Source organism: Lysinibacillus cavernae, from assembly GCF_009724685.1.
Classification (GTDB): Bacteria; Bacillota; Bacilli; order Bacillales_A; family Planococcaceae; genus Lysinibacillus; species Lysinibacillus cavernae.
This window is the reverse complement of record NZ_WMEF01000011.1, coordinates 93,151-108,399: the sequence shown is the minus strand read 5'-3', so window position 1 is coordinate 108,399 and position 15,249 is coordinate 93,151. Positions and strand designations below refer to the sequence as shown.

Sequence of the window (15,249 nt, the reverse complement as noted above, 5' to 3'; positions counted from 1 at the left end):
GTGAGTAATATATGGAAAAAAATTACGATGTTTTAGTAAAGGATCAACTATATTTTGGCGGTGCAAAAGATGCGGAGGCAGCTTTTACACAAGAATCAGTGGATATTGTGATCGATGTTCGCGTTCATGGGCTTTCCTCACAAGAGCAAGAAACAGTTCCGTATGCTTATAAACATATACCTATAGCAGATGAGGATATTGAAGTAGCACCATCTATTCAAAAAGTAGCGAAGGAAATTGCTTTAGCCTATGAGGCAGGGAAGAAAGTATATGTTCACTGTGGAAGTGGTGGTGGTCGTGCAGGTGTTGCCGCAACGGCTGTCTTAATGGAGCTAGGAATGACCAATTCATTAGAGGAAGCGGAAGCGACAGTCAAAGAAGCTCGTCCACAAGTAGCCATTCGTCCAAAAATGGAAGAAGCGCTACAAAAACTTTATAAATGATCGAGAAGGATGTACCGATTAGGGTACGTCTTTTTTTATGCTTGAATAATAAGATTTTGTTCTATACATATTAGAACAAAATTGTTATAGTTTGAGTATAACAAATAATGGGGTGATATGTATGATGGAGGAATTAGCAAAAGTTCCATGGGCAGTTATAGCACCGCTCATCATCGTTCAAATTATTTTAATGATAGTAGCACTTATTGACTTGCGTAAAATTCACGCAACAAATGGACCTAAAATTTTATGGGTATTTATCATTTTATTTGCAAATCTAATAGGGTCCATAGCGTACTTTATTGTGGGGAGAAAGCAGTCATGACAACATTACTTCAGGTAACGGGATTGACCAAGCAATTTGCAGAGCACAAAGTTGTAGATGATGTTCATTTCATTTTAGAAGATAAGACTTCAACGGCTTTAATTGGCCCAAATGGAGCTGGTAAGACGACAACTTTATCTATGTTAACAGGGCTTTTAAAACCGACTGCTGGGAGTGTGAGGATATTAGATGGCGATTTACGTGCAAATATAGGGTTCTTACCTCAATATCCACAATTCCATCCTTGGCTTAGTGCGTTAGAGTTTACTGAAATGGCTGCAAGGCTAAATGGTGTAATAGCTAAAAAGGCTAAAGTGGAAGCGCGAAAAACACTAGAGTTTGTAGGGTTAGGGGATGCCCAACATAAAAAAATAGCAACTTTTTCTGGTGGCATGAAGCAGCGTCTAGGTATTTCCCAAGCAATAGTGCATAAGCCTAAATTATTGCTATTAGACGAACCTGTTTCAGCATTAGATCCCGTTGGACGTAGAGAAGTGCTTGATTTATTAAAAGGTTTACAACAAGACACAACCATTTTATATTCAACGCATATTTTAAATGATGCAGAAGAGATGACAGACCAGCTCTTATTCTTGCAAAATGGAAAGCTAGTAGAGCAGGGGACATTACGTGAGGTTCGACAGCGATTTGATGAACAAAAGTTTGTAGTTGAATTTGGCAGTGAAGAGGAGGCAAAACTTTTCGCAAGCCCATCTGATCGGGTAGTAGGTTGTTATGTGTATATCGAGATATTGAATGAGGAACCAACGATGAAGAAGCTGCTTCACCGTTTAAGTGTATGCACTTATACAATAAGAAAAGTAGAGCGACAAACAGCATCTTTGGAAGAAATTTTCATGAAGGTGGCGAAAAAAGCATGAGAGGATTCAATATACTATTACAAAAAGAATTTAAAGAGGCATGGCGGAGCTGGAAATTTTTATGGATACCTCTTGTGTTTGCTTTGCTTGGAATGAGTGACCCACTGACAAACTATTATATGATGGATATTTTAAATGCTGTTGGGAATGTACCAGAAGGCTTTGAAATGCTGGTGCCAGAATTAATGCCAGTTGATTTACTGCAAGCCTCTATTGGGCAGTTTCAAACAATAGGATTACTGGTGATGATGGCTACTTTTGTAGGGATCATTAGTAAAGAACGAGCAAACGGTATGGCTACATTATTTTATGTAAGGCCCATTTCTTTTGGCGCTTATTTTATGAGCAAGTTCATCGTTATGAGCACAGTTAGCTTTGTAAGCATTTTTGCTGGGTTTGCTGCAAGTGTCTATTATACAAGTATTCTATACGGAACCTTGGACCTTGGGGCACTACTAGTGAGCTTTTGTACGTACTATGTTTGGCTGTTATTTGTAATAGCTGTAACGTTGATGATGAGTGCTAGCTTTAAAACAGTTATAGCTACGACATGTGGATTTACGGTTATTTTTTTAGGGCAAATAGTAGATATGATAGTGGGGATGTTTTGGACTATATCCCCCTGGAAATTACCGAGCTATGGAATATTGCTAGCGCGGGGAACAATGGAAATGTTAGATTATTGGTGGAGTGTTATTATTACCGTAGTACTGACGCTTATCTTTATTAACATTGGGATTATGATGATGAAAAGAAATGCTTCTTCTACAAAAATCTGAAGCGTATAAAACGAGGCTGGGACAAAAAGAAAAAATGTTAGACCGATTGTATTTCGGTCTAACACTTTTTTGATTTAGGAAGGAACACTCTATTCATTGAAGCGAAAAAGTTATTATCTGTTTTTGCTATTTTTCAAAATAATCGAGTTCTGTCCCAGCCTCGTTTTTTTTTGCTTTAAATCATCCCACCATTTATAAGCAAAATCAGTCCAACAAAGAACATGATCCAAGAAAGAGCAGAACTTGTGCTTTGATCAAAAAGTGTTTGAATTTTTCTTAAAGGTTTTATCATATAGCCACGGAATAAAAGATGTAAGCAAAGTAGGATGATTCCTGGTGTTATCATCACTAAATTGTAAGCTGCCAATAAAGGCAACCATTCATAAAACGCTAATTGATTGCTCGTTAAAATGCCAATTGCAGCGAAATAAGGAAGAGCAGTTGCAACTTCTAAAATAGAAGTGGTGATACCTAGGACTACCATAGCACTCACATGTAAAGCTTTTGGTTTAGGTGCTCCTTTTGCCTTTTTCTTAGGTACTAACCAACTACCTATAAATAAAGTTCCCCCCACAATGGTCATGATTAACCGAGCAGTGTAACTGCTTAGCAAATTAGCAATAGGATCGAATAGGACATGTAAACCTAACATTAAAAAAATCCCTGTACTAAAGTAAAACAAAGCCACAGTTATTAAGTACGTTAGTAAAAGCCGAATTTGATTTTTTTTAGCTACAAGTAGTATATAAACAGTAACACCAATGATAGCAGGGCTAAACATGTCTAATAAAGCTAGGGCGCCAATCAACAGTAAAAATTCTATGTTCATTTTTGTAAATCACCAAATGGATGATTTTTTGCTTCATAAACATTGAAAGCCTGTTCAATAAAATGCAGAAATGCTTCCTTTAATGGATATAATCCAACCTGTTCTGCTATTTGAGGAGACATACGTATTGCCCACATCTTTTCTAAAAATTCTTCATTTCCCTTGTATTCTACTTTAGCCTTTTCCATCATTCGTTTGATAATGCACTGTACGGAATCTGCCTCAGGATTTTCATTACTTAGCTGTTCTAACTGACCTAATAAACCAATCCACTCTAAAGAATTAGGATCATTGCGATTTATATTAGGGAGTTTGTGAATAAGGTCCATTTCGGCAGCTACAAACATCTGCTGTCGGAAAGCTTGCTTTTTTTCTTGGTCCTGAATCGAAAGTTTAATGAACTTTTGAATAAGAGACTCTGTTAAACCTCCCTCAATAGCGGAAGCATTCTTTAATCCAAGTATAGCGCTCTCCATTTGTTGTAATTTCTTTTGTTCCTCTACTACAAAAGAAAGTTGATGGTCTAAACTTGCTTCCCACTCCCATGAATTAGTAATAAGTTTTTGAATTTCTTTTAATTTGAATCCTAATGCCTTTAAAAATACGATTTGCTGTAGCGTTTTCAGTTCATTCTCTCCATAAATCCTATGTCCACCATCCGTCTTAGTAGTTGGAAGTAACAGTCCAATCTCCTCATAATAACGTAATGTTCGAACAGAAATGCCAGTTTGTTTGGAAACATTGTGAATTGTAAGCAAAATAACGAATCCCCCTCTCTGTTACTGATAGTATACAAAATGACGTTACGTCACTTTCAAGGGGGATTTTAAAATTATTTTATGCTAGTAAAAAACTACATTCTTGGAATATCCATAACTTAGGAATATAATGGGGGTGTAACTCGAAATTTGTCAAATAACTCGGAAAATATATAGATTTTTATAGAAAGAAGGTATATGAAAAGTGGAGACTGAAAATTCCGATCGTTTCCTGACAGCGTTTAATCGAATAGACCATAGATTACGAGATATTGTAGGTGCCAAGGATTTTATGCCTTTTTATCGTCTTATCGATCAAGCGAAGAAAAAGGATGTGTTAGTGAAGAAGTATGAAGACGATTTACGCTCGTATGCGGACTTACGAAATGCGATTGTGCATCATCGTACTTCTTTACACTATGTAATTGCAGAACCACATACAGATGTTGTAGAAAAAATTGAATACATAGATGCTACCCTTGCTAAGCCAACGCTTGTGGGGCAAATGTTCCGTAAAAGAGTACTGATTTTTCAAGAAAATGATTCTCTAAAACATATGTTGAAAGTGATACGTCACCGAAAATATACCCAATTTCCTGTCTATTATAATAAACAATTTAAAGGGCTTATCACGACAGTAGGAATCACTAATTGGCTTGCGTCAAAGATGGGTGGCGACCATTTACCAAAAAGGATTCCAACGTTGCATGATATTTTAATGCATGAGAAAAATAGGGTGAATTACAAATTTATCAGTAGGTACATAACGATCTATGAGGCTGAGGAACTTTTTAAACAAGGGGTCGAAAGAGGAAGGCGTTTTGAGGCTTTATTAATAACGGAGCATGGCGAACCACATCAAAAATTACTAGGTATTATTACACCATTAGATATTGTTAAGATCGAATAGCAAAGAGAAGAGACAAACTTATGGGCTTGAATGTCTCGCTTTATCTTTTAAGCTGATGTATAAGGAACCATTTGTTTGGACTTGAGCAAAATAGACTTCTTCTACTGATTGCACATTTTGCTTTTTCAATTTCTTCATTACCCAGTCTTCAGTCAAATCAAGCTCAACCATATTTTCTTTAATAAGTTGACCATCAGAAATGACTTCTGTTGGCAGATAAGTAGGTGGTGAAATATCTGCTTTAACATCCTGCTTTGTAGCCACTTGTTCAGAGGTTTTTTGTAATACACTGAGTTTCCCGTTTGTTTCTAGTAATGCATATTCAACGTCTTGTACAGAGAAAATGGCTTGTTCACGTAGCATCATTGTTAGCTCATCTAAATGAAGACGGTTTTTTCGTAGTGCTGATTCTAATATAAGCCCTTTTTGAACAACAATCGTAGGTTTATCATCAATGAGAACACGTGCTTTTTTTGATTTAATGGTAATAACGGTCATCAAATATGTTAAGACACTCCACCAAATGAGGGATATCATACCGTCTAAAAAAGGCGTTTCTTCCTGTGAGGCAATTTCTGATGCAATCGATCCAAATGTAATACCTGTAATATAATGGAAGAATGTTAGTTGGCCCAATTGTTTTTTTCCAAGTACACGTGCCAGAATAAGTAATGCAAAAAACGAAAGTGTAGTTCGAAGAATCATTTCCCAAAAGTGAGCATGAATAAAGCTTTCCATGCATATATCAACTCCTTTTACAGCTGTCAAACTGTAGCTTGTGCAAAATGGTTAATAGTATGCGACAATCATGAATAAACAAAATTTGAAAGAGCGAGGTGGCAGCATGAACAAACAATTAAATATGACAAATCCCATCTATCCAATAATGATTGCAATAGGTGCTGCTCATCTTATTAATGATACGATGCAAGCTGTTATCCCAGCAATGTTTCCAATTTTTAAGAGTGAATTAGGATTGAGCTTTACACAAATTGGTCTGATTTCTTTTGTCTTAAATATATTTGCTTCTGCATTACAGCCGGCTGTAGGCTTTATTAGTGATAAAAGACCAATGCCCTATGCTTTGCCAATAGGTATGATTAGTTCTTTTATAGGCATTGCCATAATAGCGTTCACAACCCAGTACTGGATAATTATTATTGCGGTATTATTTATAGGCTTTGGTTCAGCTATATTTCACCCTGAAGGATCGAGAGTTTCATTTATGGCAGCTGGCTCTAAAAGAGGGCTTGCTCAGTCTATTTATCAAGTAGGGGGAAATTCAGGACAAGCTCTTGCACCATTAATTAGTGCTTACATTCTTGATATATTTGGACAACGTGGCGCTGCCATCGTATTAGTAGTTGCAACGTTCGGCATCATTTTATTGAGTAAAATTGCAGCGTGGTATAAAAAGCAGTTGGAGCAAGAGCGAACTGCGAAGAAAAAACGTGTTTTAGTTTCAACTTTGCCTCCATTAACAAAGAAACAAGTAGGAATTGCTTTAACGTTATTGTTTACTATAATTTTTGCACGATCATTTTATACAACAAATATAACAAGCTTTTATGTGTTTTATCTGATGGATCATTATGATGTCAGCCTTCGATTAGGACAAATATTAATTTTCACCTTCATGGCATTTGGCGTTGTAGGTACTTTTTTCGGAGGGTCTCTATCAGACCGTATTGGTAGAAAAAATGTCATTATACTCTCTGTGGTAGTACCAATGCCATTTTGTTTAGCGTTGCCATATGTACCATTATGGGCTGCCATGCTATTTTTAGTCATTATCGGTACGTTGATCATGATTAGTTTCTCTGTAACAGTGGTATATGCTCAGGAGCTAGTTCCTACAAAGATTGGCACAATGGCAGGCCTAACGACTGGCTTTGCTTTTGGCATGGGGGCAATAGGTGCAATGGTAATCGGTATTTTGATGGATCACAAAGGTATAGATTTTACCATGATGGTCGTTTCTTTATTACCTTTATTATTGCTGATTGCTTTCTTTTTACCGAAGGATAAACCAGCATCCGCTGCAGTCTAATAAAAATACGCGTCCTCTTAAAGAGGTACGCGTTTTTTTATTGTCTTAACGGAGCTAAAAATTCTGCTGGAAGATTCTCTTGATCGATCACATAGCCTTCTGAAATGTGAACTTCATGCATTTTATCGTTGTAAGTAAATTTAAAGATGCCATTGTCAAAGTCTGTGCCAATTTCCTTGAAGAATATGCCTTCAATAGATACATATTTTGGACATGTAAATGCTACTTTAAAGTTATCCTGCTCTTTAATTAAGTATGCACGTACTCCTTTTTCATATGTTTCATTTGCATCATCGTCTGTCGGACGTTGGACAGCCACAATATGAAAATCTACAAAAGGAACTTCTTTTAACAGAACGTTAAGAAACGACCCCTTAGTGATTTCTTCCCAACGGCTTTGTGCGCTTTGCCCTACGATAATTTGCGAAATGCCATAATTCTTTGCGACTTCAGCAATAACTTTCTGTATGGGGCGTTTTTCATTATCTTGCAAAATGAATTGTTCTACCTCAAGTTCATTTGATAACTTCTTCCATTGCTCTATATAGCTAGATTTCTCTGCGTCAAATGCATCAAGGGGTTGCGAATCGACTGAAAGAATATAGAGTGGGCAATCTAGCATTGTGGCCATTTTATGACCACGACGTATTAAACGTTCGCCATTTAAGCCGTAGTAAACACAAACTAATATACTTTCATCCAAACGCCCTTTTATATGCTTCATAAAAAATGTACACCTCTTATCTGTTGGTATTTTGTTAATTTCACTGTTGATTTTGAAGAAATTATCCTAAAACAGCTAAAATCGATGCTGTTACAGTGCATTATGCTCATTTATATTGTATACTTAAAAATGTATAAAAGTTAACGGAAATATATTGGAAAACCCTTGAAGGATTAAGTTTAAATCAATAATTTAAAGTTATTTAATTTATGCATTACGTGCATCTAAGCTAAATTGCTTTCATATGCCACACTATTATGCAGTGAGTTAATTAGATAGTCAAGTGTCTTTATAATGCCGGTATAATTGAGTCGAATTGATGTGCAACTGTATAAATTATCTGATTTTCCACAAGTTATTTAGGCTTACATCGGGTTAGAAGTGACTAAATAACTTAAAATATCCATTTTCCAATCATTGCCGCTGTCGCGTAGAGTAACGACAAGGCACTTTAACACCCCACCACATTCCATTTGTAAAAATTTCAAGAACATATCTGACATGTTACTTAGCTTGAACAAATTTCTAAAGTCTTAGCACTTAACAATCCAATCACCACAAATTTTTTTCTAGATGATTTTGATAGTAGGAGGTTTTCATTTGGTTACTGTTCTCATTGCGATACTTTTGCCATTTGTTTGTGCGGCCCTTATCCCATTGCTTTATAGGCGACTAAGGCGTGTCACACATCTTGGCTGGTTTGTTATATCTGTTCCATTCATCTTATTTCTTTTACTCGCGCGCTACATTCCTCAACTTGCCGAGGGTAAAACGTTTATCCATACATATGAGTGGATTCCCTCTTTTAATATAAATTTCACAACTTACCTTGATGGACTCAGTATGATTTTTGGCTTACTGATTACAGGTGTAGGTAGTTTAGTCATTTTATATTCTATTTTTTATTTATCAACGAAAGAATCTCTTCATCATTTTTACTGCTATTTATTACTATTCATGGGCGCTATGCTTGGCGTTGTTTTTTCAGATAACTTAATGGTATTATACACATTTTGGGAATTAACAAGTGTGTCATCATTCCTATTAATTGCATTTTGGCATCATAGAAAGGCATCACGTGCAGGGGCCAAAAAGGCGATGATGATTACTGTCTTTGGCGGTCTATCCATGCTTGCAGGTTTCCTAATGCTCTATGTTGCATCCAATACATTTAGTATTCGTGAAATTGTAGCTAATGTAGGGGTTATACGTGATCATGCCCTATTTACGCCAGCGCTAATCCTGATTTTACTAGGAGCCTTTACTAAATCTGCACAATTTCCATTCCATATTTGGTTACCTGATGCCATGGAAGCACCAACACCTGTTAGTGCTTATTTGCACTCTGCCACGATGGTAAAGGCAGGTATTTATTTAGTTGCTCGTTTTTCTCCAGTCTTTGGCGGGGAAGCAATTTGGTTCTGGCTAGTAAGTGTCGTCGGTCTAGTCACGCTATTCTGGGGCTCGTTTAATGCTGTTCGTCAAACGGACTTAAAAGCCTTATTAGCCTTTTCAACAGTGAGTCAGCTTGGCCTAATTATGAGTCTATTTGGCCTTGGTTCTGTTGGTCATTATTATGGCTATGGAGAAAGTTCTATTTTGTACACACAGGCAAGCTTTGCTGCACTGTTTCACCTTGTCAACCACTCGACATTTAAAGGTGCCCTATTCATGATGGTTGGGATTGTCGATCATGAAGTAGGTACTCGTGATATTCGTCGTCTTGGTGGCTTGATGTCCTTAATGCCTATAACTTTTACAATTGCAGTAATCGGTAGCTTCTCGATGGCAGGATTACCACCATTTAATGGTTTCTTAAGTAAGGAAATGTTTTTTGCAGCGGTATTAGCTATTCGAGATGTAGAAGCATTCTCTATTGCCGATGTAGGGTTATTTTTCCCAATAGTAGCATGGGTAGCAAGTATCTTTACCTTTGTCTATAGTTTGATTTTAATTAGTCGCACATTTTTGGGTAAACTACAGCCTGAGAAGATGGATAGAAAACCACACGAAGCACCACTTGGTATGTTAATTTCACCAATCATCTTATGCTTGTTAGTAGTCGGTATCTTCTTCTTTCCAAATGTGCTGGGCCACTATATTTTAGAACCTGCCATGGCAAGTATTTATCCTACATTCCCAACAACAAGTGAATTAACACCACATATTTATGCTTGGCATGGTATCAATACAGAATTATTGATGACGTTAGGTGTCATTATTATTGGGATTGTCTTATTCAAAACATTAAAAAGCTGGAAGCCACTATATCGCATATTTTCACAAAAATATACGTTTAATACGTTTTACAATCGAATGATTGAGATGAGTGAAAATGGCTCAGAGAAGCTTACTCGCAAATATATGACGGGTAATTTAACACATTATTTTGTCTATATATATGTATTTTTCGTTGCACTTATTGCTGGTTACTTTATTTGGTCAGATGCAATGACCTTTCATTTTGATAGGGACTCTGCTATTGAGTCCTACGAATTAATTCTTGTATTTGTCATGATATTTGCGGCTGTTTGGATGATTTTTGCAAAGGGCCGAGTGACAGCGATGTTGTTAAATGGTGTACTAGGTTATTCAATTGCATTTTTCTTTGTCATCTTCCGTGCACCAGATTTAGCATTAACACAATTAGTTGTTGAATCGGTAACAACAGCTTTATTCCTTTTATGTTTTAAATATTTACCAGATTTAATGCCGGAAGTGCCTCGAAAAAGGATTCAATGGTCTAAAGCGATGATTTCCATTTTTGTAGGGGCAACTGTAACAATTGTAGGATTGGCAGTAGTACACTACGACCGCTTTGAACCAGTATCTATTTATTTCAATGATGCCTATGAATTGGCTGGCGGTTCCAATATCGTCAATACAATACTAGGGGATTTCCGTGCCTTTGATACGATGCTAGAAGTTGTTGTTCTTCTGATTGCTGGCTTAGGGGTCTATGCGCTGACAAAGCTTAAGCCACGAAAGGAGGAAGCAGATCATGAAAATTAATGATGTGATATTAAGGACGGTCACAAAGGCTGTCGTGTTCATTATTTTAACACTTGGAGTGTATTTGTTCTTTGCTGGGCACCATGCTCCAGGTGGTGGCTTTATAGGTGGCCTCGTGTTAGCTTCTGGCATTGTTTTATTATATCTAGCTTATGATATTGAGACTGTGCATAAAGGAATGCCATTCGACTTTAAAAAGGTTGCAGCACTGGGGGTTTTGCTTGCTACTGGAACTGCAATTGGTTCGTTGTTTTTCGATGTACCATTTTTAACGCAGGCATATACGTATATAGATGTTCCTATATTTGGGAAAATGGGTTTTTCAACCGTAACCATTTTTGAAGCAGGTGTAGCTTTAACGGTTGTGGGTGTTGTCGTGACAATTATTTTAAGTATAAGTGAGGATGAGTAGCCAATGGAGTCTTTAATACTTGTTTTAGTAGGTATATTAGTAGCTGTTGCGACATACTTAATCCTCTCGAAACAGTTATTGCGTGTTATTTTAGGCACAGCTGTTTTATCGCATGCCGCCCACTTGCTGATTCTTACAATGGGAGGCCTTAAAAAAGGAGATGTACCATTATTAGGAGAATCAGAGGGTCCTTATACAGATGCGTTACCGCAAGCATTAATTTTAACAGCTATTGTTATTAGCTTTGCTGTCACAGCATTTGTTCTCGTTTTAGGTTATCGAGCGTATAAAACAAATGGTTCAGGGAATTTTGATGAATTGAGAGGTACGCCGGATGAGTAATATGATTGTTTTACCATTAATCGTACCGGTAATTACAGCTATTTTACTGGTGTTTTTAAAAGAACGTGTTATTTTACAACGCATCATTAGCTTATTGACATTAAGCTTTATCGTTATTATTTGCATCATTCTATTGTTAGAGATTCAGCAACAAGGTGTAATGCGAATTGATTTTAGTGGCTGGGCACCACCATTTGGTATTTCATTTGTTGCAGATTCATTTGCAACATTATTAGTGTTAGTGGCAAATCTAGTAGCCGTTATCTGTATGTTATATGCAATTTTCACAATAGAGTTAAGGTATGAAAAAATGTATTTTTATCCATTTACCTTACTCATGGTAGCGGGGGTCAACGGTTCATTTTTGACTGGCGATATTTTTAACTTATTTGTATGTTTTGAAGTAATGTTGCTAGCTTCTTATGCACTTATCAGCTTAGGTGGAGAAAAAATTCAACTGCGTGAAGCACTGAAATACGTGTTAATTAATATTGTTGCCTCTTGGATTTTCTTAGTGGCATTAGCCTTCCTTTATGGAACAGTTGGCACATTAAATATGGCTCATATTTCGGTTCGTGTGATGGAGGCAGGAGCTAACCCTCTAATTACAACAGTGTCGCTCATTTTCTTAATCGTCTTTAGTTTGAAGGCTGGACTGTTATTATTCTTTTGGTTGCCAGGCTCCTACAGTGTGCCACCAACTGCCATTGCTGCGTTATTTGCTGCTTTATTAACAAAGGTGGGGGTCTATGCACTTGTACGTACTTTTACATTGCTTTTCCCAAATAATACTGAAGTCACGCACATTGCGCTTGGAATAATGGCAGGGATAACGATTGTAGCAGGTTGTATAGGTGCTCTTTCAGGACGTGATGTCAGAACGATTGCTTCATACAATGTGCTGATTGGTGTTGGCTTTATAGTAGCTGGTCTAGCCATCGGCACAGAATCAGCCTTACAAGGTGTTATCTATTATTTAATGCATGATATGGTAGCAAAGGCTATGTTGTTTTTAGCTGTTGGTATGATGATTTATGTCACTGGGGAAACGGTCATAGATAAAATGAGTGGACTAATTCGAAATTATCCTTTCTTTGGATGGTTATTCTTTATATTAATGTGCTCATTAGCTGGTATACCCCCATTAAGTGGTTTTCTAGGGAAAGTTTTAATAGGACAAGGGGCAATCGAAGGTGGCAATTTTGTTCTATTAGGTCTAGGGTTTTTCTCTAGTTTAATTGTTTTGTATTCACTTCTGCGCATATTTCTTTCTTCCTTTTTTGGCGAAACGATTATTAGTTTAGAGGATGAAAAACCATTACCAAAACGAATATTACTACCATTAACTTTACTGGCTGCTTGTACAATTGGTTTAGGCATTGGGGCTGAAAGATTGGCACCTTTTGTAACAGATGCGGCGGAAACGCTTTATACGCCTTCTACCTATATTGACGCTGTTTTAGATGGTGAATTATGGCAAGGTGAGGTGAATAAATAATGGCAATGCAGTTTATATTGAATTTATTTATCGCAGCACTTTGGTTACTCTTGAAGGATGAAGTGACACCACAATTTTCGACATTTTTAATGGGCTTTATTGTCGGTATGGGTATTTTATATGCAATGCATCGCTTTTATGGCACACAGTTCTACTTGCGACGAGTTTTTTCGATTATAAAATTGTTATGGCTTTTTAATTGGGAGCTATTTTTATCCAGCTATAGTGTGTTAAGACAAATTACTACACCAAAGCTTACTATTACACCAGGTATCTTTACTTATAAAACCATGCTAAAGGGTGATTGGGAGATTACAGCACTTGCATTACTGCTAACACTAACACCAGGATCTGTCGTCATGGAAGTATCCGAAGAGGGGGACGTGTTCTATATCCATGCAATGGACATCGAGCAGTCCAAGGATGCTGTTATTCGCTCAATTGGAAAATTTGAACAAGCAATTATGGAGGTGACACGTTAATGATTGAGAATATTTTACTTCTGGCCCTCGCCTTCTTTAGTATTTCTATTGCGTTGTCATTGTATCGTGTTATCCGCGGTCCTTCAATGCCTGACAGAGCCATAGCTCTCGATACGATTGGGGTAAATCTATTATCAGCTATTGCGATCGTTTCGATTATCTTAAAAACAAAGGCATACTTAGAAGCTATTCTTATTTTAGGTATATTAGCGTTTATTGGAACCATTGCCTTTACAAAATATATAGAAAGAGGTGTGATTGTTGAACGTAAATCAAATGATTGAATGGGCGGCAGTCATACTAATTCTTATAGGTTCAATTGTGAGTGTTATTAGCGCATTTGGGATGATTCGCTTACCAGATGTCTATACAAGATCACATGCTGCTACTAAAAGCTCAACGTTGTCGGTATTAACATGTTTATTAGGTGCGTTTATTTATTTTTGGGTGCATGATGGTTTTGTCAGTGTACGATTAATTTTAGGGATTCTCTTCGTCTTTGTGACAGCACCAGTTGCAGGACATTTAATCTGTCGAGCCGCCTATCGTTCTCGTGTTCCATTAGCTGAGGGCTCTGGGGAGGACGAATTAAAGTCAAAGCTGTTTCCTGAGGATAAATAAAGGATAGGACCTCCATTTGGGGGTCTTTTTTTATTTTTTAAAATTCAGTAATTAGGGGATAATTATCGAGCTTTCGGAAAATAGTATAGTAAAGCATACTTGAAATATAAATAAATTGACTTATCAGAAAATTATGTATATAATATTTTGTTAAATTTTTTTTACTTTATCTTGATTATTATTTCAAAAGAGTATATCTTAATTAGCAGATAGATTTTTTATTCTTCTATATGAATAAATATCCAATCGACTATTTTCGAGAAATGTATTCTCATACACAATAAATTATAAATAAAAGGAGTTTCTGAATATGAAGAACAAGTTATTCATGGTAATGCTTGTACTTGTCATCGGTGTACTTGCAGCATGTGGCACTAAAGACAATAATGCAAGCGATACAGGATCTAATACGGATACAGAGGGCAAGCAAGTATTAAAAGTAGGCACTTCAGCTGATTATGCGCCATTTGAATATGTTGACGCAGCAAAAGGTGAAGAAATTATTGGATTTGATATTGATTTAATCAAGTTAGTTGGAGAAAAAATAGGCGTTGATATGCAAGTACAAGATATGGACTTCAACAGTTTAGTCCCAGCATTACAAGCAGGAAAAATTGATGTAGTTATTTCTGGTATGACGCCAAACCCAGAACGTGAAAAAGTAGTTGATTTCTCTGATAAATACAATGAAACAGAGCAAGTAATCATTGTTAAAAAGGATAGTGGTATTAAAAAAGAAGCAGATCTTGCTGGTAAAAAAGTTGGTGTACAGACAGCATCTATTCAAGAAAATTTAGGTAATGAAATTGCGAAAAAAGTAGATGTAGCTGTAGAAGGTCGTACACGAATCCCTGAGATTATTCAAGATATGATGTCTAAACGATTAGATGCAGGTATTTTAGAGGGTGGCGTTGCGAAGGGTTATTTAAAAACAAATGATCAATTAGTAGCCTTCCCTGTAGAAGAGCAGCCAGAAGATTTCAAAGCTATCGCTGTTCCAAAAGGAAGCGATTTGAAAGATAAAATTAACAAAGCATTAAAAGAACTAGCTGATGAAGGCAAAATTCAAGAGCTAGAAGAAAAATGGTTAGAAAAAGTTGAATAGTTAAAAGATGCGATAGCTCTATTTTTGGGCTATCGCTTGTGCTTTTCATGTCTATCAATTGCGTATCAGGACACTTCG

General features: G+C 36.7%; 18 protein-coding genes. 14 read left to right on the top strand and 4 right to left on the bottom strand.

The window, feature by feature from the left end:
- Nucleotides 1-11: 11 nt before the first annotated feature.
- From GJU32_RS18710 to GJU32_RS18695, 4 genes are all read left to right on the top strand, one after another.
- The gene (locus GJU32_RS18710) at nt 12-443 is read left to right on the top strand and encodes a protein-tyrosine phosphatase family protein (protein WP_155593442.1); all 432 of its coding nucleotides are present in this window, start codon (nt 12-14) and stop codon (nt 441-443) included.
- Between the two features lie 121 nt (nt 444-564).
- The gene (locus tag GJU32_RS18705) at nt 565-768 is read left to right on the top strand and encodes a PLDc N-terminal domain-containing protein (RefSeq protein ID WP_155593441.1); all 204 of its coding nucleotides are present in this window, start codon (nt 565-567) and stop codon (nt 766-768) included.
- Nucleotides 765-1,649, top strand: a complete 885-nt coding sequence (locus GJU32_RS18700) for an ABC transporter ATP-binding protein (RefSeq protein WP_155593440.1) — start codon at nt 765-767, stop codon at nt 1,647-1,649. The genes GJU32_RS18705 and GJU32_RS18700 overlap by 4 nt, the downstream gene beginning before the upstream one ends.
- The gene (locus GJU32_RS18695; protein ID WP_155593439.1) at nt 1,646-2,428 is read left to right on the top strand and encodes an ABC transporter permease; all 783 of its coding nucleotides are present in this window, start codon (nt 1,646-1,648) and stop codon (nt 2,426-2,428) included. Before GJU32_RS18700 ends, GJU32_RS18695 begins: the two co-directional genes overlap by 4 nt.
- Before the next feature lie 175 nt (nt 2,429-2,603).
- Here the strand turns inward: GJU32_RS18695 and GJU32_RS18690 are convergent, their stop codons facing one another.
- Together GJU32_RS18690 and GJU32_RS18685 are read right to left on the bottom strand one after the other, a co-directional pair.
- Nucleotides 2,604-3,257, bottom strand: coding sequence for a GAP family protein (locus GJU32_RS18690; RefSeq protein ID WP_155593438.1), 654 nt, complete (start codon nt 3,255-3,257; stop codon nt 2,604-2,606).
- A complete protein-coding gene (locus tag GJU32_RS18685) occupies nt 3,254-4,015 on the bottom strand; it encodes a MerR family transcriptional regulator (protein WP_155593437.1) in 762 nt (253 codons plus the stop codon). Before GJU32_RS18685 ends, GJU32_RS18690 begins: the two co-directional genes overlap by 4 nt.
- A gap of 205 nt (nt 4,016-4,220) precedes the next feature.
- Between GJU32_RS18685 and GJU32_RS18680 the strand changes: the two genes are divergently transcribed.
- The gene (locus GJU32_RS18680) at nt 4,221-4,925 is read left to right on the top strand and encodes a CBS domain-containing protein (protein ID WP_155593436.1); all 705 of its coding nucleotides are present in this window, start codon (nt 4,221-4,223) and stop codon (nt 4,923-4,925) included.
- A gap of 18 nt (nt 4,926-4,943) precedes the next feature.
- On the opposite strand, the gene GJU32_RS18675 is transcribed toward GJU32_RS18680, so the two are convergent.
- Nucleotides 4,944-5,663 carry a YetF domain-containing protein gene (locus GJU32_RS18675; RefSeq protein WP_155593435.1) on the bottom strand — a complete coding sequence of 240 codons (720 nt, stop codon included), beginning with the start codon at nt 5,661-5,663 and terminating at the stop codon, nt 4,944-4,946.
- Nucleotides 5,664-5,769: 106 nt separating this feature from the next.
- Here GJU32_RS18675 and GJU32_RS18670 point away from each other — a divergent pair, with 106 nt between their 5' ends.
- Entirely contained in the window at nt 5,770-6,975 is a 1,206-nt protein-coding gene (locus GJU32_RS18670; RefSeq protein ID WP_155593434.1) for an MFS transporter, read from the top strand.
- Nucleotides 6,976-7,012: 37 nt separating this feature from the next.
- Here the strand turns inward: GJU32_RS18670 and GJU32_RS18665 are convergent, their stop codons facing one another.
- A complete protein-coding gene (locus tag GJU32_RS18665) occupies nt 7,013-7,699 on the bottom strand; it encodes an adenine nucleotide alpha hydrolase family protein (protein WP_155593433.1) in 687 nt (228 codons plus the stop codon).
- Nucleotides 7,700-8,299: 600 nt separating this feature from the next.
- Between GJU32_RS18665 and GJU32_RS18660 the strand changes: the two genes are divergently transcribed.
- From GJU32_RS18660 to GJU32_RS18625, 8 genes are all read left to right on the top strand, one after another.
- A complete protein-coding gene (locus GJU32_RS18660; RefSeq protein WP_155593432.1) occupies nt 8,300-10,711 on the top strand; it encodes a Na+/H+ antiporter subunit A in 2,412 nt (803 codons plus the stop codon).
- Complete coding sequence (locus tag GJU32_RS18655) at nt 10,701-11,123, top strand: Na(+)/H(+) antiporter subunit B (protein WP_155593431.1); 423 nt, start codon at nt 10,701-10,703, stop codon at nt 11,121-11,123. The genes GJU32_RS18660 and GJU32_RS18655 overlap by 11 nt, the downstream gene beginning before the upstream one ends.
- Nucleotides 11,124-11,126: 3 nt before the next feature.
- Nucleotides 11,127-11,465 carry a Na(+)/H(+) antiporter subunit C gene (locus GJU32_RS18650; RefSeq protein ID WP_004233143.1) on the top strand — a complete coding sequence of 113 codons (339 nt, stop codon included), beginning with the start codon at nt 11,127-11,129 and terminating at the stop codon, nt 11,463-11,465.
- Complete coding sequence (locus GJU32_RS18645; protein WP_155593430.1) at nt 11,458-12,963, top strand: Na+/H+ antiporter subunit D; 1,506 nt, start codon at nt 11,458-11,460, stop codon at nt 12,961-12,963. Before GJU32_RS18650 ends, GJU32_RS18645 begins: the two co-directional genes overlap by 8 nt.
- Complete coding sequence (locus GJU32_RS18640) at nt 12,963-13,445, top strand: Na+/H+ antiporter subunit E (RefSeq protein WP_155593429.1); 483 nt, start codon at nt 12,963-12,965, stop codon at nt 13,443-13,445. Before GJU32_RS18645 ends, GJU32_RS18640 begins: the two co-directional genes overlap by 1 nt.
- On the top strand, nt 13,445-13,729 hold the full coding sequence (locus GJU32_RS18635; protein WP_025116881.1) for a Na(+)/H(+) antiporter subunit F1: 285 nt from the start codon (nt 13,445-13,447) through the stop codon (nt 13,727-13,729). The genes GJU32_RS18640 and GJU32_RS18635 overlap by 1 nt, the downstream gene beginning before the upstream one ends.
- On the top strand, nt 13,707-14,066 hold the full coding sequence (locus GJU32_RS18630; protein WP_155593428.1) for a Na+/H+ antiporter subunit G: 360 nt from the start codon (nt 13,707-13,709) through the stop codon (nt 14,064-14,066). The genes GJU32_RS18635 and GJU32_RS18630 overlap by 23 nt, the downstream gene beginning before the upstream one ends.
- 310 nt (nt 14,067-14,376) lie before the next feature.
- Nucleotides 14,377-15,171, top strand: coding sequence for a transporter substrate-binding domain-containing protein (locus GJU32_RS18625; RefSeq protein ID WP_155593427.1), 795 nt, complete (start codon nt 14,377-14,379; stop codon nt 15,169-15,171).
- Nucleotides 15,172-15,249: the final 78 nt, after the last annotated feature.